This is a genomic window from Microvirga roseola (genome assembly GCF_020866965.1).
Classification (GTDB): Bacteria; Pseudomonadota; Alphaproteobacteria; order Rhizobiales; family Beijerinckiaceae; genus Microvirga; species Microvirga roseola.
On the sequence record NZ_JAJATX010000002.1, the window covers coordinates 69429 to 90511 of the forward strand.

At 66.4% G+C, this 21083-nt stretch carries 17 protein-coding genes and 1 riboswitch; of the genes, 8 read left to right on the top strand and 9 right to left on the bottom strand.

Annotation, left to right across the window (positions count from 1 at the left end):
• On the bottom strand, nt 1-472 hold a 472-nt coding region (locus tag LG661_RS01720), incomplete at its 3' end, for an anhydro-N-acetylmuramic acid kinase (protein ID WP_230530139.1).
• Nucleotides 473-612: 140 nt separating this feature from the next.
• Between LG661_RS01720 and LG661_RS01725 the strand changes: the two genes are divergently transcribed.
• The 4 genes from LG661_RS01725 (at nt 613) to LG661_RS01740 (ending at nt 4402) form a co-directional block, all read left to right on the top strand.
• Nucleotides 613-2115, top strand: coding sequence for an ABC transporter substrate-binding protein (locus tag LG661_RS01725; RefSeq protein WP_230530140.1), 1503 nt, complete (start codon nt 613-615; stop codon nt 2113-2115).
• Between the two features lie 69 nt (nt 2116-2184).
• Nucleotides 2185-3132, top strand: coding sequence for an ABC transporter permease (locus LG661_RS01730; protein WP_230530141.1), 948 nt, complete (start codon nt 2185-2187; stop codon nt 3130-3132).
• A 2-nt stretch (nt 3133-3134) separates the two neighbouring features.
• Nucleotides 3135-3959: an ABC transporter permease gene (locus tag LG661_RS01735; protein ID WP_230530142.1), complete on the top strand. Its 825-nt coding sequence runs from the start codon at nt 3135-3137 to the stop codon at nt 3957-3959.
• The gene (locus LG661_RS01740; RefSeq protein ID WP_230530143.1) at nt 3956-4402 is read left to right on the top strand and encodes a GNAT family N-acetyltransferase; all 447 of its coding nucleotides are present in this window, start codon (nt 3956-3958) and stop codon (nt 4400-4402) included. The genes LG661_RS01735 and LG661_RS01740 overlap by 4 nt, the downstream gene beginning before the upstream one ends.
• Here the strand turns inward: LG661_RS01740 and nagA are convergent.
• From nagA to thiB, 7 genes are all read right to left on the bottom strand, one after another.
• Nucleotides 4399-5535, bottom strand: coding sequence for an N-acetylglucosamine-6-phosphate deacetylase (gene nagA, locus LG661_RS01745; protein WP_230530144.1), 1137 nt, complete (start codon nt 5533-5535; stop codon nt 4399-4401). The genes LG661_RS01740 and nagA overlap by 4 nt on opposite strands.
• Complete coding sequence (locus tag LG661_RS01750; protein WP_230530145.1) at nt 5535-6578, bottom strand: SIS domain-containing protein; 1044 nt, start codon at nt 6576-6578, stop codon at nt 5535-5537. Before LG661_RS01750 ends, nagA begins: the two co-directional genes overlap by 1 nt.
• Nucleotides 6571-7356 carry a GntR family transcriptional regulator gene (locus LG661_RS01755; RefSeq protein ID WP_230530326.1) on the bottom strand — a complete coding sequence of 262 codons (786 nt, stop codon included), beginning with the start codon at nt 7354-7356 and terminating at the stop codon, nt 6571-6573. The genes LG661_RS01750 and LG661_RS01755 overlap by 8 nt, the downstream gene beginning before the upstream one ends.
• Before the next feature lie 14 nt (nt 7357-7370).
• A complete protein-coding gene (locus tag LG661_RS01760) occupies nt 7371-8249 on the bottom strand; it encodes a BadF/BadG/BcrA/BcrD ATPase family protein (protein ID WP_230530146.1) in 879 nt (292 codons plus the stop codon).
• 230 nt (nt 8250-8479) lie between these two features.
• On the bottom strand, nt 8480-9181 hold the full coding sequence (locus LG661_RS01765; protein WP_230530147.1) for a thiamine ABC transporter ATP-binding protein: 702 nt from the start codon (nt 9179-9181) through the stop codon (nt 8480-8482).
• The gene (locus tag LG661_RS01770; RefSeq protein ID WP_230530148.1) at nt 9168-10742 is read right to left on the bottom strand and encodes an ABC transporter permease subunit; all 1575 of its coding nucleotides are present in this window, start codon (nt 10740-10742) and stop codon (nt 9168-9170) included. Before LG661_RS01770 ends, LG661_RS01765 begins: the two co-directional genes overlap by 14 nt.
• 10 nt (nt 10743-10752) lie before the next feature.
• A complete protein-coding gene (gene thiB / locus LG661_RS01775) occupies nt 10753-11757 on the bottom strand; it encodes a thiamine ABC transporter substrate binding subunit (RefSeq protein ID WP_230530149.1) in 1005 nt (334 codons plus the stop codon).
• Nucleotides 11758-11825: 68 nt separating this feature from the next.
• A riboswitch (TPP riboswitch) is annotated at nt 11826-11934 on the bottom strand.
• 102 nt (nt 11935-12036) lie between these two features.
• On the opposite strand from thiB, the gene solA reads away from it, so the two are divergent.
• Nucleotides 12037-13215, top strand: a complete 1179-nt coding sequence (gene solA / locus LG661_RS01780) for an N-methyl-L-tryptophan oxidase (protein ID WP_230530150.1) — start codon at nt 12037-12039, stop codon at nt 13213-13215.
• A gap of 668 nt (nt 13216-13883) precedes the next feature.
• Here solA and LG661_RS01785 read toward each other — a convergent pair.
• A complete protein-coding gene (locus tag LG661_RS01785) occupies nt 13884-16235 on the bottom strand; it encodes a Tex family protein (RefSeq protein WP_230530151.1) in 2352 nt (783 codons plus the stop codon).
• Nucleotides 16236-16415: 180 nt separating this feature from the next.
• Between LG661_RS01785 and LG661_RS01790 the strand changes: the two genes are divergently transcribed.
• The 3 genes from LG661_RS01790 (at nt 16416) to LG661_RS01800 (ending at nt 20860) form a co-directional block, all read left to right on the top strand.
• Nucleotides 16416-17720 carry an Hsp70 family protein gene (locus tag LG661_RS01790; protein ID WP_230530152.1) on the top strand — a complete coding sequence of 435 codons (1305 nt, stop codon included), beginning with the start codon at nt 16416-16418 and terminating at the stop codon, nt 17718-17720.
• A 97-nt stretch (nt 17721-17817) separates the two neighbouring features.
• The gene (ppc, locus tag LG661_RS01795) at nt 17818-20607 is read left to right on the top strand and encodes a phosphoenolpyruvate carboxylase (protein ID WP_230530153.1); all 2790 of its coding nucleotides are present in this window, start codon (nt 17818-17820) and stop codon (nt 20605-20607) included.
• 91 nt (nt 20608-20698) lie between these two features.
• Nucleotides 20699-20860, top strand: a complete 162-nt coding sequence (locus LG661_RS01800) for a hypothetical protein (RefSeq protein ID WP_230530338.1) — start codon at nt 20699-20701, stop codon at nt 20858-20860.
• The last annotated feature ends 223 nt before the right edge of the window (nt 20861-21083 follow it).

The following is a 21083-nucleotide window of genomic DNA, read 5'->3' on the forward strand; positions in this document are numbered from 1 at the left end:
GCGCCCGGTGGTAGAGTGGGACGAAGGGCGCGCCCTCGCCGCCCGAAGCCACATCCGCATGGCGGAAATGGGAGATGGTGTCGATGCCGATTGCCTGCGCCACGCGCGGGCCGTTGCCGAGCTGGCGTGTGAAGCGGATCTCCGGGCGGTGATAGACCGTCTGCCCGTGGAAGCCGATCAGGCCCACATCGCCTGCCGGGATATTCGCCTCCGCCATGAAGCGGCGGATCGCGCCGATATGCGCCTCCGTCACCTCCCGGTCCAGGTCCTCCAGAGGCTCGACCTGCGCGCGCTGCGGCTGGGCGATGAGATCCTGCAGACGGCGGCGCAGATCCTCCGGATAGGAATAGGTCTGTCCGGGACCCGGTCTCACGAGGGTGTCTCCGTCGGTCTCCACCATGGAGACGTCGATGCCGTCCATCGACGTCCCGCTGATGACGCCGATCGCTTTGACGGGTGGACGCTGCAACATCGGTTCCTCCGAAAATCCTGTGCGCCTGCGAACCATACCACAGGCCAAGCTGCGGTCCAGAGTGGTATGATATTGGACCATGACAGGTCCGCGGCTATGCCCTATAAAATCGGCTGCGGCTTCCAAGGGAGAGAAAAAACATGTTCTTCAGGTCAGCTTTGCGCACCAGCTTAAGCGCAGGTCTCATGGTGGCGGCGATGGCCTCCGCTTCCGCACAGGTCCTCGAGATCGCGACCGATAACGGCCCGACGGGCCTCGATCCGCACCTCATCACCGCCTTCCCGAGCTTCATGGTGGTGAATGGCAACATCTATGAGGGCCTCACCTCCGTCGATGCGGATCTGAAGATCAACCCCGGCCTTGCCCAGTCCTGGAACGTCTCGTCCGACGGCAAGACCTACACCTTCAAGCTCCGCCCCGGCGTCAAATTTCACGACGGCTCCGACATGACGGCGGAGGACGTGGTGTCCTCCATCAAGCGCGTGCAGAGCAAGGAGATCGCATCCCCGCTCGCAAGCCGCCTCTCGGCCGTCGAGAGCGCCAGCGCGGTCGATCCGCAGACGGTGGAGCTGAAGCTGAAGGAGCCCTCCGCGGCGCTCCTGTCGTCCCTGGCCACCATCGCCATCGTTCCGAGCGAGATGGAGGCGAACAAGGACGCGCTTCAGAAGACTCCGGTCGGCACGGGTCCGTTCAAGTTCCAGGAATGGCAGCCGAACGGCTACATCCTGCTCACGAAGAACGAGAACTATTGGGAGCAGGGCCTGCCGAAGCTCGGCGGCCTCAAGTTCAACATCGTGCCTGAAACGGCGACCCGCCAGGTGGGCCTCGTCAACGGCCAGTATGCGCTTCTGCCGAACATCGATGCCGCCACGGCGCTTCAGGTCAAGGGCAAGCCGAACGTGAAGATCGACGAGACCATGGATCTCGCCTACACGCTCATCGGCATGAACGTGTCGAAGCCGCCCTTCGACAACCCGAAGGTGCGCGAGGCGCTCAACTATGCGCTCAACCGCCAGGAGATCGTTGACGCGGCTCTCTTCGGCGCAGGCGTTCCGGGCGGTCCGCTCTCGCCGGCCCTGAAGTCCTGGGCCCTCGATGTGAAGGAGTTCCCCTGCTACACGCACGACCCGGCCAAGGCGCAGGCGCTCCTCAAGGAGGCGGGCGTCTCCACGCCGGTCGCGGTGACGCTGAAGGTCCTGCCGCGCCAGGACATCAAGGACATCGCCCAGGTGGTGCAGGAGCAGCTCAACAATGCCGGCTTCAAGGTGGAGCTGGTCAACCAGGAGCAGGGCCAGTTCATCCAGGATTGGCGCAACAGCAACTTCGACATGTTCGCCTCCATCAATGCGGGCCAGCCGGATCCGGACGAGTATTTCTACCGCACCTTCCGCACGGGCGGCTCGACCAACGTGTTCAAGTATTCGGACGCGGAGGTCGACCAGCTCCTCGACCGCGCCCGCACCCTGCAGGATCAGTCCGCCCGCAAGGCCGATTACGACAAGGTGCAGAGAAAGCTCGCCTGCTCGGGTCCGGTGGCGCACCTGACCTACGGCACGCTGTTCTCCGCCATGCGCGACAAGCTGCAGGGCTACGAGGTCATGCCGAACCGTTCGCTCAGCACCCTGCGCGACGCCACCTACTAATCAGGAAACGACGCACCGGCGCCGCTGTGAGGCGGCGCCGGATTTCTTTTTGGAGCGAAGTTCAGTCTCATGAGTCGGGTTCTGCTCGCGCGCCTCATCGATCTCGCCATCGTCCTCTTCGGCGTGTCGATCATCGTGTTCCTGATGATCCGGCTCATTCCCGGCGATGCGGTCGCGATCATGCTGGGGGCGAATACGGAGATCACGCCCGAGCGCATGGCGGAGCTCAACCGGCGGGTCGGTCTCGACCGGCCCATCGTCGAGCAGTACCTGATCTGGGCGGGCTCGGCGTTGCAGGGCGATTTCGGCACCTCGCTCTGGACCGGGCGTCCCGTTGCGGAGGAAATCCTCATCCATCTCTGGCCGACGCTGGAGCTCACCTTCCTCTCGCTTCTCATCGGCGCGGTGCTGGCGGTTCCCGTCGGCTGCTTGATGGCGCAGACCCGGGGCGGCGCGGCGGATGTCGTCATGCGCGTGACCGCCATCGCCGGGCTGACGATCCCCTCCTTCTGGCTCGGGATCGTGATGATCCTGCTCCTCTCCATGCTTGCGCCGGGCTTCGCCTCTCTCGGCTATGTGCCGTTCTCAGAGGACCCGCTGGGCAATCTCCAGCGGATGCTGCTTCCCTCGATTGCGCTGGCCCTGCCGATCCTCGCCAATCTCTCGCGCCTCGTGCGCTCGGCCATGCTCGATGCGCTGGGGCAGGACTACATCCGCACCGCCCGCGCCAAGGGTGTGCCGGAGCGCCGGGTCGTCTACAAGCACGCCCTGCGCAACGCGCTCATTCCGTTTCTCACCAGCGTCGGCATCATGACGGGCTATCTTCTCGGCGGCGCCATCGTGGTCGAGCAGGTCTTTGCCATTCCGGGCCTCGGTCGCCTGATCCTCGGGGCCATCGCGGAGCGCAACTATCCGCTGATCCAGGCCACCATCCTGGTGGTGACGGCGGGCTTCGTCCTCGTGAACTTCCTCGTCGATATGCTCTACGTGGTCGTCGACCCGCGCGTGAGGGCCTGACCATGTCGCGTCTGGCCCGGAACAAGCTTCTTGCCTTCGCCGTCGTCCTCGTGGCGATCCAGCTCTTTCTCGCTTTCGCCGCGCCCCTGATCGCGCCTTACGATCCGATGTCCCAGAGTGTGGCGCGACGCCTGCGCGGTCCCACGGACCTCAACTGGCTCGGCACCGACCAGTTGGGCCGGGACGTGCTGACCCGCATTCTCTACGGCTACCGCACCTCGCTCATCGCCTGCGTGACGGCGGTCGGCCTCGCTCTTCTGGCCGGAGGCGCCCTCGGCCTCGTCGCCGCCTATTACCGCGGCTGGCTCGACCGCATCATCATGCGCGTCATGGACGTGCTTTTCGCCTTCCCGGTGATGCTGCTGGCGATCGGCATCATCGCGGTGCTGGGGCCGCATACCTACAGTGCGGCGGCGGCCATCGCCGTAGTCTATACGCCGATCTTCGCACGGCTCGTGCGTGGCCCCGCCCTCGTGCTCTGCGAGAGCGAGTATGTGGCGGGCGCCAAAGCCATCGGCGCATCGGATGCGCGCATCATCTTCCTGCACATCCTGCCGAACCTCGCCTCCGTGATTCTCGTTCAGACGAGCCTGCTGCTCTCCGCCGCCGTCCTGGTGGAGGCGTCGCTCTCCTTCCTCGGCCTCGGCACGCAGCCGCCCACGCCGTCGCTCGGCCTGATGCTGTCGGAGGGGCGCAACTTCCTCATGCTCTCCCCCTGGAGCGCGATCTTCGCGGGCTTTGCGATCCTCTTCCTGTCCTTCGGCTTCAACCTGCTCGGCGACGCCCTGCGCGATACCCTCGATCCGCGGCTCAGAGGCCAGTCGTGATCGTGCGGGCGGCCGCGCGGGAGGATGTCCAGGCGCTGGCGGCCATCGCCGCGCGATCCTACCGGGCGGCCTTCGCCGGGATCCTGGAAGAGGACGTGCTCGCCGGACGCGATTCAGCCTCCTTCGCACAGCGCTACGCAGAGGTTTGGGCGCGCATGCTGGTCGCCGTCTCGCAGGACAAGCCTGTCGGCTTTCTGCTCATGACCGACGGTCACATCGACATGCTGTTCATGGATCCCGCTGCGAGCGGGCAAGGCGGCGGTGCATTGCTGCTGCAGGAGGCGGAGAGGCTGGGGGCAAAGAGCCTCGAATGCTTCCGCGACAATCATGGCGCGCGCCGGTTCTACGAGCGCCACGGCTGGCGTGTTGCGAAAGAATACGAGCGCGAGTTCGCCGGGCGCAGCCGCAGCTTCGTTCTCTATGAGAGGACGAGCGGAGATTAAGTCGAGGACGCTCCGTCGATCCAGGTTTCCCGCACCTGCAGACCATCGTCCAGAAGAACGAGGCTCGCGCGGTAGCCCGGCGCGATCCGTCCGAGCTCGTGATCGAGCCTGAGGAAGGCGGCCGGGTTCTGGGAGGCCATGCGCAGCACGTCCGGCAGTCCGAGGCCCAGCCGCTGCACGCTGTTGCGCACGGCGCTCGCCATGTCGATGTCCGCTCCCGCGAGGGTGCCGTCCCCGGTCGTCAGCCTATCGCCGTTCCGGTAGATCGTGCGCCCGTGCAGCGCGAACTGCGTGAGGTCCGTGCCGGTGACCGACATGGCGTCGGACACGAGCATCATCCGCTCGGTGCCCTTCGCGGCGATGGCGACACGCAAGGACGCATCGCTCACGTGATGCCCGTCGACGATCAGCCCGCACCAAGTATCCCGGCTGTCTAGCGCCGCGCCCACGGGGCCGGGATCGCGCCCGGCCAGCGGCGGCATGGCGTTGAAGAGATGAGTGAAGCCGCGCAGCCCATGCCGCGTCGCTTCCATGATCGTGCCGTAGTCGCTCGCGGTGTGCCCGGCGCAGATCAGGACGCCTGCGGCGGCAAGGCGGGCAACCGCGTCCATGCGGTTGCGCTCGGGGGCCAGCGTCACCAGGGTGCGGCCTTCCTGCAGGGAGGTCAGGATGGCGACGTCCTCTTCCTCCATCGGGCGGATGAAGGCGGGATTGTGTACGCCCTTGCGCTCCGGGCTGATGAAAGGGCCTTCCAGATGGATGCCGAGCACGCCGGGAACGCGGGCGGCCAGCGCCTCGCGCATGGCCTCCACGGCCTCCGCCATGGTCTCGCGCGTATCGGTGATGAAGGTCGGCAGCAATCCCACCGTGCCGTAGGCGCGATGCGCCGTGGCGATGGTCCTGATGCATTCGACGGAGCGGACGTCGTTGAACAGGAGCCCGCCGCCGCCATTGACCTGAACGTCGATGAAGCCGGGCGCCAGCAGGCCCTCGATGCGTCGGCGTTCGATATCGGAGCCGAGGTCCTTCTCCAGGGGGACGGCAGCGATCCGGCCGCTCTCGATGACGACCGCGCGCCCGTCGAGCATGTGGGAGCCGTCGAAGATCCGGGCTCCGGTGAGGGCGATGCGCATCAGACGGTCTCCGTCACCTTCCGCAGGCGCGGAGGATTGTCCGGGTTGCGGCCGCGCGCCTGGGCGATGGCGTTCACGAGGAGATAGAAGCTCTGAATGAGGGCGAGCGGCGCGAGATAGGGATGCGCATCCTCGACGGAAGGCAGCATGACGCTCGCAGGCCCTTCCGCCGCGCCGGCGACGACGACGGGAACGCCCTGCTCGTTGAGTTTCGTGACGAGATCGTTGACGCCGCTCAGGGTCTCGTCGCGCTGGCTAAGGACCAGGACCGGGAAGTGCTCGCCGGCGAGCGTCCAGGGGCCGTGCATGAGTTCGGCGGCGCTCATGGCCTCCGCATGGATGCCGGAGGTCTCCTTGAGCTTCAGCGCCACCTCCTGCGCCATGGCGAAACCGACGCCACGCCCGACCACGAAGAGGTTGTCGGCCTGCGACAGCACAGGCAGCGCCGCCGACCAGTCGGTCGCGGCGGCCTTGTCGAGAAGATCGGGAAGGGTATCGAGAGCAGCGACCAGATCCCGGTCCTGCGACCAGTGGGCGACGAGCTGCAATCCCGCCGCCAGCGCCGCTATGAAGGACTTCGTGGCGGCGACGCTCTTCTCCGGGCCTGCATGGAGCGGCAGCACGACCTCGCAGGTGGAGGCGAGCGGGGAGGAGGTGTCGTTGACCAGCGCCACGGTCAGCGCGCCGTCGTCCCGGCCTGCGCGGGCGAGGTTGAGGATGTCCGGGCTGCGGCCCGATTGCGAGACGGCGAGGAAGAGCGCATCGCGCATGCGCGGGCGCGCCTCGTAGACGGACGTCACCGACGGGCCGACGGAGGCGGTCACGAGGCCGGAATGGATCTCGAGGAGATATTTGACGAAGGTCGCCGCATTGTCCGAGCTGCCGCGCGCGCAGGTAACCGCGAAAGGCGGAGGAGAGGCGCGAAGACGCTCGCCCAGGTCGCGGCAGAGACCGGCATTGTTTGTCAGAAGACGCGCGACGACCTGCGGAGCCTCGCGGGCCTCATTGAGCATGGCTGTCATGGAAATGTCTGTGTCAGGCATCGTTGCTGTGCATCCGCTCGGGCTGGCTGATGGTCAGCTCGGCCACGAAATCATAGGCATCGCCCCGGTAATAGGACGAGGTGAACTCCACCGCCTCTCCCGACGCCGTGAACGAACGGCGCTCGATATAGAGGGCGGGGCTCTGGGGCGGAACGTGGAGCAGGGAGGCCTGTTCCTCGCTAAGCAGAACCGCGTGCAACCTCTGCAGCGCGCGGCTCGGCATGAAGCCCATCTCGTGCAGCACCGCGTAGAGGGACTGCTTCACGAGGGAAGGATCGGGCAGGTAGCGGCTGGGGACGACCGCATGCTCGATCGCCATGGGGATGCCGTTGGCGAGGCGCAGGCGGTTGACGCGGCTCACCTGCTCGCCGGGGGAGAGGCCGAGCGCCATCAGCTCATTCGACGTGGCGGGCCCGACGGAACGGCTCAGCAGCACGGCGGAGGATTCGAGCCCGCGGGCCGACATGTCGTCGGTAAAGCTCGACAGGCGCGAGAGCGGCTGCTCGAGGCGCATCTGCGGCGCGATGAAGGTGCCCGATCCCCAGCGCTGGACGAGCACGCCTTTCTTGACGAGACCCGTGATGGCCTTGCGCACGGTGACGCGCGAAATGCCGAGCTGCTTGGCGAGGTCCCGCTCGCCGGGAAGGGCCGCATCCGGCTTGATCGAGCCCTTGCGGACAGCCTCCTCGATGGCCTGCTGGAGCTGAAGATACAGCGGGGTCGGATTGCCGTCGTCCAGCGGCAGCAGCGAGAGCGGTTCGGAGGCCTGCTCGGTCATTACGGCGTCGGTCATCACGGCCTCCTCTCTGATGCTGCCCGTCCCAGGATGATGGCGCCATCCAGTGCATCCGCTGCGGGCGGAACGATGGCTTTTTGGATGGGCGGCGGAAGCCAGGGCCGCAGGGGCTCCCCCAATCCGCCGAACAGGCACAGGGCCGGCGCGCCGAGATCGAGCAGGCGTGCGGCGATGCCCGCCAGTCCATGGGCGGCCCAGGATACAAGATCGATGCCTAACGGATCGCGCCGCTCCGCATGCTGCAGGACGAGGGGCGCGAAGCGCGCATAATCGCTCGAACGGGCCTTGCCGACCCAATCGACCGTGGCTTCGGGCTCGTTGCCGAACTCGGCCAGGATGGCTTGGGAGAGAGGCGTCGAGGGCGCACGTCCGTCATGAGCCCAGATGGCGCGGCGCAGGGCCTCGCGCCCGATGGCGGCCCCGCTGCCCTCGTCCGATATCTCGTAGCCCCAGCCGCCGACATAATGGCACTGCCCGGCAGCGCCGCCATAGCCGCAGGAGCCGGTACCGACGATCAGGATGGCCCCGTCGCCGCCGCCGAAGGCGCCGAGCCAGGCGGTGTGCGCATCCGTGTCGATGGAGAACGAGGCGAAGGGATGCGGACGCGAGAGGAAGCGCTCCACGGCGCTCGTCTGTCCTGCGCCGGCCGCGCCCATGCCCGCATGGACCCGCGCGAGATCGGATTCCGCGAGCCCTGCCTGCGCCAGCGCCTCACGGCAGGCCTCGCGCATCGAGGTCCAGGCGAGGTCCGGGTCGAGACGGATATTCGATGGACCGCCCGTGCCTTCTCCCAGCAGAATCCCCCGGCCGTCGCGCAGCCGCGCCCGGCATTTCGTGCCGCCGCCATCGAGGCCAAGAAAGAGGAGGTCGCTCATATCGGAACTGGTTTTTGGACAGGACGGTACATACCGCTGGTTCAGGACCAGCACCATGCCACTTAATATCCAGTTCGTGAAGGGGCGCGGAACTCACCCGCCCTCCGGCTGCGCATGGGCTCGGAGGCATGGCAGCCCGCAGGCGAGCCAATGATGCGGAAGGGCATGCCATCGATTTTCTGGTAGCTCCTGCCTGAGAAGTACCAGTCGCAGGTCACTTGGATGTCTGCTCAGGAATCCGAGACGGCCGATGCGATTCTCGAAGCGAGAGGCCCGTTCAGGATCGCGGCGGGCGGACCGGAGGCGATCACCCGGCCCTCGGCGACGAAGGCCATCTGATCCGCGAGATCCGCGACATCCTCCGGCGTGTGGATCGTCATCACGATGGTGACGGGCCGCCTGCGGCGCAGCTCGCCGACGAGGCGGACCATGTCGCGGCGCAGGCCGGGATCGAGGCTGCTGAAGGGCTCGTCGAGCAGAATGAGAGGACGGCCGGAGACGAGCGCCCGCGCCAGCGCCACCCGCTGGCGCTGACCTCCCGACATCTCGCCGGGCCGGCGCTTCTCGAATCCCGAAAGCCCCACGGCCTCCAGCATCTCGCCGACGGCACGCCGCTCCTCGGGCGTCATGCGCAAGGAGGGGCGCAGGCCCAGCGCCACGTTCTCCGCGACCGTGAGATGGGGGAAAAGATTGTGGTCCTGAAAGACGATGGCGACCGGGCGCTTGGACGGTTCGAGCGGCAGAAGGCTTTGTCCGTTGAGAGTCAGCGTGCCGCTTTCGGGCTTCTCGAAGCCGGCGATCATGTGGAGCAGGGTGGTCTTGCCGCCGCCCGATGGGCCTACGACAGCGCACAGGGCTCCCGCTTCCACATTGAGCGTGTAGTCAGCCTCGAAATCGGGCCAGGTGAGACGGCACTTCTCAATCGCCAGCATGGGACAATCGACCGGAAACGTGAGCGAGAAGAAAAGCTGCGAGCACGATGAGAAGGCCGATGGCTGCGGCCTCATCCATGCGATAGGCGCCGAGACGCTCATAGAGGAGATAGGGCAGGGTGCGAAGCTCCGCGCCGCCGAAGAGTGCGATGATGCCGAAATCGCCGAACGACAGCGCCATGGCGAGAGCAAATCCCGCGCCCAAGGGACGCTTGAGCACGGGCCAGTCCATGAGCCTGAGTTTCGACAATCCCGTGATGCCGAGAGAGGCGGCGACGCGTCCGTAGCGCTCCTCTGCGGTCAGCAGGCGGGGCGCGATGTAGCGATAGGCGAAGGGAAGGGCGGCGAGCCCGTTGATGAGCGGCAGGAGAATGAGACCCGCCTGGGATGGGTCGGCGAAGCGGCGGATCAGCAGGAAGAGCCCTGCCGTGAGAGCGAAGGGCGGCACCGCCAGCAGCGTACTGGGCAGGAAATCGTAAAGGGCTGCGATGCGCGGCGATTTGAGGGCGACCCGTCGCCGCCGCGCCGCGGATGCAAGAGCAAGGGCGAGAAGACAGGCGAGCGAGGCAGCCGTGACGGCAATCGCAAGGCTCGTCGCAAACGCCTCGATGAAATCCGCATCCAGAACCGCGGGGACGTGCCGAAGGCCGTCCAGAACGCTCAGGGCCAACGGTGCAATGAAGAGCGCGCCGATGGCGAGGATGACGGCATCGATGATCCTCAAGCGCCGGTTTTCGATGTCGGGACGGCTGACCGGAGCGCGGAGCGTATGGCCGGCCGGCGCCCTCGCGAACGCCCAGTTCAGGATGGCGGTGAGGGAGAGGCAGATCGCAAGCTGGATCAGGGCGAGCCAAGCCGCGCGGCCGAAATCGAGATCGATCTTGAGCGCCTCGAAAATGGCGACTTCGAGCGTCGCCCGGCTTGGACCGCCTCCGAGCGCCAGCACGATGGCGAAGCTCTTGAAGCAGAGAAGAAAGACGAGGCCCGCTAGGCCCGGCAGCTCCGCGCGCAGGACGGGCCAGTCCAGGTGCCGGAAGATCTGGGCGGGCGAGAAGCCGAAGGCGGTCGCAAGGCGCCAGTGCTCGGCGGGAACCTGGCGCAGGGCATCGAGCGTGATCCGCGCAACGAAAGGCCCGTTCAGGAAGACATGGGCAATGAGAATGCCGGGATAGCCGAAGATGCTGAAGCTGCCGTCCCAGCCGAAAAATCGAAGCGCCTCGGCAAGCAAGCCGCTGCGCCCATAGATGGCGAAGACGGCATAGACCGCGACGATGGTCGGGATCACCATCGTCGTTCCGAGAACGGCCAGAACGATTTCGCGTCCGGTAAACGAGCGTCGCGCCAGGGCCAGAGCAAGGCCGATGCCGAGCGCCAGGGACAGGAGGGTCGAGAGCGCGGCCTGAATGACCGAGAAGGTCAGGACCTGGACGAGGTAGGGGCTGATGGAGAGGAGCGCGGGCTTCCCTCCATCGACCGTTGCAAGAGCAATGAACCCGCCCGCAACCAGGGCAACGATGGCGAAGGCCACCAGGCTCCCGGGATGGGGCGGGCTGTAGGTCATGGGCCGGGGCTCAGCGCGCCGTAGCGTTGAGCCAGGTATCGGTGAAGGCGCGGCGGTTCTGCTGCACTTCTTCGGGCGTGAAGAGCAGGGCCTCGTCGGGTTTGACGAGATTCTGGAAGGCGTCCGGCAGGCCGCCGGCAGGAGTTTTTACCGGCATCATCCAGTTGCCTTCCGGAATGGCCGACTGGAACTGTTCGCTGACCGTGAAGGCCAGGAACTTCCGTGCCAGTTCCGGCTGCTTCGTGGTGCGGGTCATGCCGGAGAGCTCCACATGGAGATAGTGGCCCTCCTCGAACTCGGCCGCCTTGTAGTTGTTCTTGTTCTCGGCAATCACGTGATAGGCCGGAGACGTGGTGTAGGACATCACCATGTCGGCCTCGCCCTTCAGGAACAGGCCATAGGCTTCCGACCAGCCCTTGGTGAAGGTGACGACGCGCGGCTTGAGCTTTTCCCAGGCCTCGCCAGCCTTGTCGCCATAGACCTTCTGCATCCAGAGCAGCAGGCCGAGACCCGGCGCGCTGGTGCGGGGATCCTGCAGGACGACCTTGGGGCCGTTCGGATTTTCCACCAGCTCCTTCAGGCTCTTCGGCGGATTGGAGAGCTTCTCGGCGTCATAGACGAAGGCGTAGTAGCCCCAGTCGAAGGGCACGAACACGTCGCTGTTCCATTCGATCGGGAGCGAAAGATCCTTCAGCTCGAGCCCATGGGGCGCGAAGAGGCCGGTGGCCTTGGCCTCGGCGGCGAGGTTCATGTCGAGGCCGACGACCACGTCCGCCTTCGTGTTCTCGCCTTCCAGGCGCAGACGCCCGAGCAGGCTGCCGGCGTCCTCGGCGGTGACCCAGTTCAGGGTGCATTCGCAGGTCGCCTCGAAGCGCTCCTTGATGGTCTTGCCCGGGCCGTATTTTCCGGCAAACGAGCTGTAGGTATAGACGTTCAACGTGGGCTTCTCCTGCGCTTGGGCAAAGCCCATGGCGCAGGCAAGCGAGAGAGAGGCTAGGAAAAGTCGGCTTAGCATCAACGGCACTCCCATGCGTGAGACAAGCCGGGCTGGCGGCACAACTCGCACGGGGCGCAGCTTTTTCTGCGATGTCGCATGCTCATTCCCTCCGCCGGTATGACCCGGATCAGGTTCGACGGGTCGGCGGCCCGGCCGCCTCTCAGCCTCGGATTCAAGGCTCCCCGTGAGACGCCCCGATTCTAGAACAGATTGAGACGGCTCACAAGCGGCTCAGACAGGCGTTGCCGTTGGGTCAGGATCCTGCTTGAAAGAGCCGGAGCTTCACGGAGAACCCCCATGCCTAGCCAGACCTCCTCCTTCGACGTCGCCGTCATCGGCCTCGGCGCCATGGGAGCGGCTGCGCTCTATCAGCTGGCCAAGCGCGGCGTGAGGGCGATCGGCATCGACCGGTTCTCGCCGCCCCACGATCAAGGCTCGACCCATGGCGAGACCCGCATCACGCGCCAGGCGATCGGGGAGGGCGAGGTTTATGTGCCCTTGGCCCTCCGCTCCAACGAGATCTGGCGGGAGTTGGAGGCGGAGATCGGTGAGAGGCTGCTGACCCAGAATGGCTGCCTCATCATCGGGCCGGCGCAGGAGCCGGTCCAGGGCGTCGTGCGCAAGGGTTTCCTGACGCGCACCCGCAACGCGGCGCAGCAATACGACATTTCTCACGAAATCCTCGATCCCGCCGAGATCCGCCGCCGCTACCCGCAATTCACGCCGCAGGATTTCGAGATCGGCTACTTCGAGCCCGGCGGGGGCTACCTCGACCCCGAGCGCTGCGTCGCGGCCCAGCTCGCCCGCGCCCATGTCCTGGGAGCATCGACACTGCTCGGGACCGTCGTGCGGGCGCTCCAGCGGGATGGAAGCGGCATCCGGATCTCCACCGACAGGGGCGACCTACTCGCGAGCGAGGTCATCGTGAGCGCTGGCGCCTGGGCGCCGGGCCTGCTGGGCGCTCCCTTCGACCGGCTCCTCACGCCGACGCGCCAGGTCATGCACTGGTTTCCGGTGGAAGAGGCGCATGCCTCGGCCTGGGCCGAAGGCCCGGTCTTCATCTGGTCGCACGGACCGAACCCGAACGACTTCTTCTACGGCTTCCCGGCCTTGCCCGGCAGCAGCGCCACCAAGACCGCGGGCGAGCAATACGACGCCTCGACGGATCCCGACCACGTGGAGCGGAACATCGATGCGTCGGAGGTGCGCCACATGGTCGAGACCCACACCTCGGGCCGCCTCGCGGGACTGCGCAATGAAGCGGTCAGGTCAGTGACGTGCCTTTACACGATCACGCCCGACTCGAACTTCCTCATCGACCGGCATCCCGAGAACGAGCGCATCCTCGTGGCATCGCCCTGTTCGGGCCACGGCTTCAAGCACTCGGCCGCCATCGGCGAAGCGCTGGCGCAGACGGTTCTCGACGGACGAAGCCGGACAGACGTCTCAGCCTTCGCCCTGTCGCGGTTCCAGTGAGGATTCCCGATCGGGCCGGATGAGGCGCTGCCATGTGGGGGAGGGGAAACGCGCGCGTGTCATCCCCGGCGGCTCGAAGAGCCGGGAAGGGGATCCATGGCAGCGCGTGAGAGCGGATTCCCTCGTCTTCCGCTGCGCTTCGGCCGGAATGACGCTCCCCCCGGAACCGGCATCCGCGCCGTCATCCCCGGCCTTGTGCCGGGGATCCACGCCTTGCCCCTTCGCGAGAGAAGACGGGGATGGGCGGGACGAGCCCGGCCATGACGGCTGGGGCATGACGAGCCGGAGCATGTTCTCATTTTGTTCTTGACTGTGGGGACAAGCTTTGCTATAAGCGGATCAGATCTGCTCCACGAGGGGCGCGCTCGCGGGGCGTCGCAAGATGTGGGAGCAGGCACGGTCCTGCGGGAGGGCGACACGCACGCGCTCCCGACGGGAGGCCAGTCGCATCCGGCAACGGGTGATGGGCCGCCTAAAAAAGCCGTGCGCGAGGGACCACCCGGCTCTTTCCATCTCACCCATTTCTGAGCCGGACGCCTCTCGCGCCCCCTCAACCTCTCAGGCTCGGAGCCGATCGGCTCCGGGCCTGAAGGCGCTGCTCTTTGACATGCCATGACCGGTGTTGAGAGGAATTGCGCGTGGTTGCTACGCGCGGAGACCGGGCCCGCCTATCGGCGCGTGTTCTTGTCCTTGCCCGCATTGGCCGTCGCGGCGCGGCGCAGCGCATCGGCGAGCGCGCCGCCGGAGGAGGCCGATCCCTGTCCGCCGGTCCGCTTCTCGCCCTGCGGGCGGGAGGTCTGGGACGAATTGCGGTTACCGTTGCCGCGCCCGGCCGGCTTCTTCTCCACCGGGTCGCTCATGCGCATGGTGAGCGAGATGCGCTTGCGGGCCTTGTCGACATCGAGCACCTTCACCTTCACGACATCGCCCGGCTTCACCACCGTGCGCGGATCCTTCACGAAGGTGTCCGAAAGCGCGGAGATATGCACGAGGCCGTCCTGGTGGACGCCGATATCGACGAAGGCGCCGAAGGCGGCGACGTTCGTCACCACGCCTTCGAGCATCATGCCGGCTTTGAGATCGCCGATGGTCTCGACGCCCTCCTTGAAGGTCGCAGTCTTGAACTCGGGTCGCGGGTCGCGGCCGGGCTTTTCCAATTCGCTCAGGATGTCCTTCACGGTCGGCACGCCGAACTTTTCATCCGTGAAGTTTTGAGGATTGAGCTTCTTGAGCGCGCCGCCATTGCCGATGAGCACCTTGATGTCGCTCTTCGTCGCCTCCAGGATGCGGCGCACGACCGGATAGGCTTCCGGGTGGACGCCGGAGGAATCGAGCGGATCGTCGCCGTTGGGAATGCGCAGGAAGCCGGCGGCCTGCTCGAAGGTCTTGGGACCGAGGCCCGAAACCTTGGTGAGATCCTTGCGGGTCCGGAAGGGGCCGTTGGAATCCCGGTGCGCGACGATGTTCTGCGCCACCCATTCGCCGAGGCCGGAGACGCGCGACAGCAGGGGAGCCGAGGCGGTGTTGAGATCGACGCCCACCGCGTTCACGCAGTCTTCCACCACCGCGTCGAGAGAGCGGGAGAGTTTGTGCTCGGCGAGATCGTGCTGGTACTGCCCGACGCCGATGGATTTCGGGTCGATCTTCACGAGTTCCGCGAGCGGGTCCTGCAGGCGGCGCGCGATGGACACCGCGCCGCGGAGCGACACGTCGAGATCCGGCAGTTCCTGGCTTGCATAAGCGGATGCGGAATAGACGGACGCGCCCGCTTCCGACACCATGATCTTGGTGAGCGTCAGGTCCGGATGCTTCGCCACCAGTTCGGCCGCGAGCTTGTCGGTCTCGCGGGATGCGGTGCCGTTGCCGATGGCGACGAGCTCCACCTTGTGGACGCGGCAGAGCCTGGCGAGCGTCGCAAGGGATTCGTCCCACTGGCGCTTCGGCTCGTGCGGGTAGATCGTGTCGGTGGCGACCACCTTGCCGGTGGCGTCCACCACTGCGACCTTCACGCCGGTGCGGTAGCCGGGATCGAGCCCGAGCGTCGGGCGCGTTCCGGCGGGCGCGGCGAGCAGAAGGTCGCGCAGGTTCCCGGCGAACACCCTCACCGCCTCGTCCTCGGCAAGCTGCCAGAGCTTCATCTTCATGTCGAGCTCGATAGAGAAACGCAGCTTCGTGCGCCAAGCCCATCGCACGGTCTCCATGAGCCACTTGTCGCCCGGACGGCCCTGGTCGGAGATGCCGAAGCTGAGAGCCGTACGGCCCTCATAGGGGCTCACATAACCGGGCTCCGCGCTGTCCTTGTCCTCCTCCATGCGAAGATCGAGGATCTCCTCCTTCTCGCCGCGGAAGAGGGCTAGGATGCGGTGGGAGGGAAGCTTGGTCAGCGGCTCGGTCCAGTCGAAGTAATCGGCGAACTTCGCGCCTTCCGTCTTCTTGCCGGTGCGCACCTTGGAGACGATGCGCCCGCGCTGCCAATAGGTCTCGCGCAGCGCGCCCAGCAGTTCCGCGTTCTCCGCGAAGCGCTCCACGAGAATGGCGCGTGCGCCTTCGAGCGCAGCCTCCGGCGTCGCGACTTCCTTCGCCGCATCGACGAAGGTAGCGGCCTCTTCCTTCGGGTTGCGGTGCGGCTCCGAGAGCAGCAGGTCGGCGAGCGGCTCCAGGCCCGCCTCCTTGGCGATCTGCGCCTTGGTGCGGCGCTTGGGCTTGTAGGGGAGGTAGAGGTCTTCGAGCCGCGCCTTGGTGTCGGCGGTGTTGATCTGCAGCGCCAGCTCGTCGGTGAGCTTGCCCTGCTCGCGGATGCTGTCGAGGATCGTCTTGCGGCGGTCCTCCATCTCGCGAAGGTAGCGCAGGCGCTCCTCCAGGGTGCGCAGCTGCGCATCGTCGAGGGTCCCGGTCACTTCCTTGCGGTAGCGGGCGATGAAGGGCACGGTCGCGCCGCCGTCGAGCAGGTCGACGGCCGCCTTGACCTGCCATTCCTGCACATTCAGTTCGTTCGCGATGCGCTGACCGATGGATAGCATGCCTGTCTCCCAAGAAGCCGAGGCGCGGCTTCTACGGCGCGCCGCCCGCCCCGGTCAACAGGGGCTCCCCGCCATCGGGCAGACTGCCGCACGGGAAGGGGTGGGGGAGAAGAAGCCGCTTGGCGATCGCCAGCTTGGCGTATAGACCGTCCGGCCCCCAGCCATACGCCTGAGCCCGCCATGCCTCCTTCCGAGAACATTTCCATCGGCGTCGATTTCGGCACGAGCAACACGGTGGTGGCGCTCGCCGATTCGCAGGGCCATGTGGAGGCCCTGACCTTCGAGCACGGGGGGGCAGAGCTCAAGGTCTATGTCACGGCCCTCTGCTTCTGGGACGAGCGCCACGGCAACGGCCTGCGCACACAGGTGGAAGGCGGGCCCTGGGCCATCGAGCAGTTCCTGGAGGGGCTGACCGCGCACCGCTTCATCCAGTCCTTCAAGACCTTCGCCGCCAGCGCGACCTTCCAGGAGACCCGCATCTTCCGGGAGCGCTACCGGTTCGAGGATTTGCTGAGCGCCTTCCTTCGCACGCTCGTGCGCCACGGCGGCTCGCGTCTCGACTGGGGCGCACGGAGCGTGGTGATCGGCAGGCCCGTCCAGTTCGCCGGCTTCAATCCGGATGATGCTCTGGCCATGGAGCGCTACCGCGCCGCCTTCGGAAAGCTCGGCGCGGAGCATGCCCGCTACGTCTACGAGCCGGTGGGCGCCGCCTTCTTCTATGCCCGCCAGCTTGACCATGACGCAACCGTGCTGGTGGCGGATTTCGGCGGCGGCACCAGCGACTTCTCCGTCATGCGCTTCTCCCGCGCGGGCGGAACCCTGCGCGCCGAGCCCCTGGGCCATGCGGGCATCGGCATCGCGGGAGACGCCTTCGACTACCGGATCGTCGACCGCGTCGTCTCGCCCCGCCTCGGCAAGGGCGGCCTCTACCGCTCCATGGGCAAGACGCTGGCGATCCCCAATCACTACTACGCCAATTTCGCCCGCTGGAACCAGCTCGCCATGATGAAGGGCAGCGGCGACCTGAAGGAGCTGCGGGAACTGGCGAAGGTGGCGCTCGATCCCGAACCGCTGGAGCAGTTCATCGATATCATCGAATACGATCTGGGCTTTGCCCTCTATCGCGCGGTCTCGTCCGCCAAGGTGGCGCTCTCGGGCAGCGAGGAGACCGAGCTCCGCTTCGAAGGGGAGGGCGTCGACATCCGGGCGCGGATCGCGCGCAGCGACTTCGAGAGCTGGATCGCCGAGGATGTGGCGCGCATCGCCGGGACCGTCGACGAGGCCCTGAGCCGGGCCGGCGTGAAGGCCGCGGAGATCGAAAGGGTGTTCCTGACCGGCGGGACCTCCTTCGTTCCCGCCATCCGCCGCCTCTTCGTGGACCGCTTCGGAGAAGGCCGCCTGACCTCGGCCGACCAGTTCGAATCCATCGCCTGCGGGCTGGCCCTCATCGGCCAGACGGAGGACCCTGGACGCTGGGCCATCTGAAACCAGGTCGCGCGGCTCCAATATTGCGCTTGCGGTGAAGGGGGACGACGGGTTTTATTCGCAGGCGCAGCATCGACTCTGAAGCGGGAGCTTGGCCGTGTCCCTGATCAACCCGGACGTCACAACCCCCGAAAAGGACCTCCCTCTTCGCGACGATATCCGGCTTCTCGGCCGGCTTCTCGGCGATACCATCCGCGAGCAGGAGGGCGAGGCGGCCTTCGAAATCGTGGAGCGCATCCGCCAGACCTCGATCCGCTTCCACCGGGACGAGGACGAGGTCGCCCGGCTCGAGCTCGAGACGATCCTGAACAGCCTCTCCCGGGGGCGGACGAACCAGATCATCCGCGCCTACAGCTATTTCTCCCATCTCGCCAACATTGCCGAGGATCAGCACCATGTCCGCCGGTCGCGGGCTCATGCGGTGGCCGGCGCTCACGCGGTGACCGCTCCCGAGCCCCGCGAGGGCACCATGGCCCGGGCGCTCAAGTCAGCCCGCGAGGCCGGGATCTCCCAGGCGGATCTTCAGTCCTTCTTCGCCGCGACCCTGGTCTGTCCGGTCCTGACGGCGCATCCGACGGAGGTGCGCCGCAAGAGCACCATCGACCGGGAGATGGAGATCTCCCAGATCCTCGCCTATCGCGACCGGCAGCACCTGACGCCGGAAGAGGAGGCGACCTGCGAGGAATCCCTGCGCCGGGCCGTGCTGACCCTCTGGCAGACGAGCATCCTGCGGCGCAACCGGCTGAAGGTGATCGACGAGGTCATGAACGGCCTCTCCTATTACGACTACACATTCTTCAAGGAGCTGCCGCGCTTCTACGCCTCCCTGGAGGACCAGCTCGCTGCCATGGATCCCGCCTGGGGCATCCTGGAGCTTCCGTCCTTCCTGCGCATGGGAAGCTGGATCGGCGGCGACCGCGACGGCAATCCCTTCGTGACCGCGGATGTGCTACGCCAGGCCCTGCTGCTCCAGAGCAAGCACGCCCTCAGCTTCTACCTCGAGGAGCTTCACTGCCTCGGCAGCGAGCTGTCGCTCGACGGGCGCTATGTCAATGTGTCGGAGCAGGTCCAGGAACTGGCCAAGGCTTCGCCCGATCTCTCGCCGCACCGTAAGGACGAGCCCTATCGCCGGGCGATCTCCGGCCTGTATGCGAGGCTTGCCTCCACCGCGGCCGCCTTCGGCCACGGGGACGTGGCCCGTCATGCAGTCGGCGAAGCGCCGGCCTATGAGAATGTGGAGGAGTTCGCAGGCGACCTTTCGATCCTCCATCGCTCGCTCATGTCCAACGGCTCCGCCTCGCTTTCGCGCGGACGGCTGCGCCGCTTGCGCCGAGCGGTGGATGTGTTCGGCTTCCATCTGGCGAGCCTCGACCTGCGCCAGAATTCCGACGTGCATCAGCGCGTCGTTGCGGAGTTGTTCGAGAGGGCGATTCCGGGCACGGGCTATGAGAGCCTGCCCGAGGAGAAGCGTGTCGCCCTTCTCCTGGAGGAGCTGGCGACTCCGCGGCTCCTGACCTCGCCCTACCTCGCCTATTCCGACGAGACCATGTCGGAAATCGCCATCGTCCACGAGGCCGCGGAGGCGCATCGGCGCTACGGCCGCGCGGCGGTGCCGAACTACGTCATCTCCAAGGCGAGCGATCCGTCCGACATTCTCGAGGTTGCGCTTCTCCTGAAGGAGGCCGGGTTGCTGCGTCCGCGCGAAGGCGAGATGCAGGTCAACATCATCCCGCTCTTCGAGACCATCGCGGATCTGCGCAATTGCAGCCGCGTGATGCACGAGCTGTTCGCGTTGCCCGACTACATGCGCCTTCTCCGCAGCTGCGGGCAGGCGCAGGAGGTGATGCTCGGCTATTCCGACAGCAATAAGGACGGCGGCTTCCTCACCTCCGGATGGGAGCTCTACAAGGCCGAGATCGAGCTCGTCGAGGTCTTCAAGCGCCACGGGGTGGCGCTCCGTCTCTTCCACGGCCGCGGCGGCTCCGTGGGCCGCGGCGGCGGGCCGAGCTACCAGGCCATTCTCGCGCAGCCGGGCGGGGCCGTGCAGGGCGCGATCCGCATCACGGAACAGGGCGAGGTCATCGCCGGCAAGTACTCGAACCCGGACCTCGGACGCCGCAACCTCGAGATCCTGGCGGCCGCCACAATGGAGGCCTCGCTCCTGCACACCGGCCAGTCCGCCCCGCGCGAGGAATACCTCAAGGCCATGGAGGAACTCTCAGAGAGCGCCTGCCGGGCCTATCGCGCCCTCGTCTACGAGACGGAAGGCTTCGAGCGCTATTTCTGGGAATCGACCGTCATCGGCGAGATCGCGAACCTGAACATCGGCAGCAGGCCCGCCTCGCGCACCAATTCGCGCCGGATCGAGGACCTGCGCGCCATTCCCTGGGTCTTCGGCTGGGCGCAGTGCCGCCTCATGCTCCCCGGCTGGTACGGCTTCGGATCGGCGGTGAATGCCTGGCTCGACAAGCATCCCGAGAACGGCCTCGCGCTCCTGCAGGAGATGTACCGCGAATGGCCCTTCTTCCAGGCGCTTCTCTCGAACATGGACATGGTGCTCGCCAAGAGCAACATCGCCATCGCCTCCCGCTACGCCAAGCTCGTGGAGGACGAGGAACTGCGCAACCGGATCTTCCCACGCCTGCGTCGGGAATGGCAGGATTCCATCGAGCGGCTGCTCACGATTACCGAGCAGCAGACCCTGCTCGACCGCAACCCGCTGCTGGCCCGCTCGATCCGCAACCGCTTCCCCTATCTCGACCCGCTGAACCATCTGCAGATCGAGCTTCTGAAGCGCCACCGGTCGGGCGACGCGGACGAGCAGGTCGTCGAGGGCATCCATCTTTCCATCAACGGCATCGCCGCGGGGCTGCGCAACAGCGGATAAGGTTGCGGAACAAGGCCCTCCCGGCTCGGTTGAGTCCACAGGAACGGCCTCCTGCCGGAGGCCTCGTGGTTGAAGCGAAGAGGAGAGCGCCATGTCTCGCGGCGACAAGTCCGCCTATACGGAGAAGCAGAAGCGCAAGGCCGAGCATATCGAGGAATCCTACGAGAGCCGCGGCGTCTCGGAAAAGGAAGCCGAGCGGCGCGCCTGGGCGACCGTCAACAAGCAGGATGGCGGGGGCAAGAAGAAGCACTAGAGCATTTTTCGGCGAAGTGGATCCGGTTCGCTGTCAAAAATGCGGCACAGCAAAGGAGAGAGCCGATTCCATGCAAAGGGAAACGGCTCTAGGCCTGCCTTCCGCTTCAACCCTGCCCTGCGCGATCCGCCGGTGAATCGGGGCAGATGACCCGTGCGCTCGGGCCAAAGCGGGTGTATGGAGGGGCAACAGCCTTTCCTTCGACCTCGCCAAGGAGACGACC

Excerpts from the sequence above, each read along its gene's own strand:
- LG661_RS01725 (WP_230530140.1), top strand. The coding sequence starts at position 613 with ATGTTCTTCAGGTCAGCTTTGCGCACCAGCTTAAGCGCAGGTCTCATG.
- LG661_RS01730 (WP_230530141.1), top strand. The coding sequence starts at position 2,185 with ATGAGTCGGGTTCTGCTCGCGCGCCTCATCGATCTCGCCATCGTCCTC.
- LG661_RS01735 (WP_230530142.1), top strand. The coding sequence starts at position 3,135 with ATGTCGCGTCTGGCCCGGAACAAGCTTCTTGCCTTCGCCGTCGTCCTC.
- nagA (WP_230530144.1), bottom strand. The coding sequence starts at position 5,535 with ATGCGCATCGCCCTCACCGGAGCCCGGATCTTCGACGGCTCCCACATG.
- LG661_RS01750 (WP_230530145.1), bottom strand. The coding sequence starts at position 6,578 with ATGCCTGACACAGACATTTCCATGACAGCCATGCTCAATGAGGCCCGC.
- LG661_RS01755 (WP_230530326.1), bottom strand. The coding sequence starts at position 7,356 with ATGACCGAGCAGGCCTCCGAACCGCTCTCGCTGCTGCCGCTGGACGAC.
- LG661_RS01760 (WP_230530146.1), bottom strand. The coding sequence starts at position 8,249 with ATGAGCGACCTCCTCTTTCTTGGCCTCGATGGCGGCGGCACGAAATGC.
- LG661_RS01765 (WP_230530147.1), bottom strand. The coding sequence starts at position 9,181 with ATGCTGGCGATTGAGAAGTGCCGTCTCACCTGGCCCGATTTCGAGGCT.
- LG661_RS01770 (WP_230530148.1), bottom strand. The coding sequence starts at position 10,742 with ATGACCTACAGCCCGCCCCATCCCGGGAGCCTGGTGGCCTTCGCCATC.
- thiB (WP_230530149.1), bottom strand. The coding sequence starts at position 11,757 with ATGCTAAGCCGACTTTTCCTAGCCTCTCTCTCGCTTGCCTGCGCCATG.
- solA (WP_230530150.1), top strand. The coding sequence starts at position 12,037 with ATGCCTAGCCAGACCTCCTCCTTCGACGTCGCCGTCATCGGCCTCGGC.
- LG661_RS01785 (WP_230530151.1), bottom strand. The coding sequence starts at position 16,235 with ATGCTATCCATCGGTCAGCGCATCGCGAACGAACTGAATGTGCAGGAA.
- LG661_RS01790 (WP_230530152.1), top strand. The coding sequence starts at position 16,416 with ATGCCTCCTTCCGAGAACATTTCCATCGGCGTCGATTTCGGCACGAGC.
- LG661_RS01800 (WP_230530338.1), top strand. The coding sequence starts at position 20,699 with ATGTCTCGCGGCGACAAGTCCGCCTATACGGAGAAGCAGAAGCGCAAG.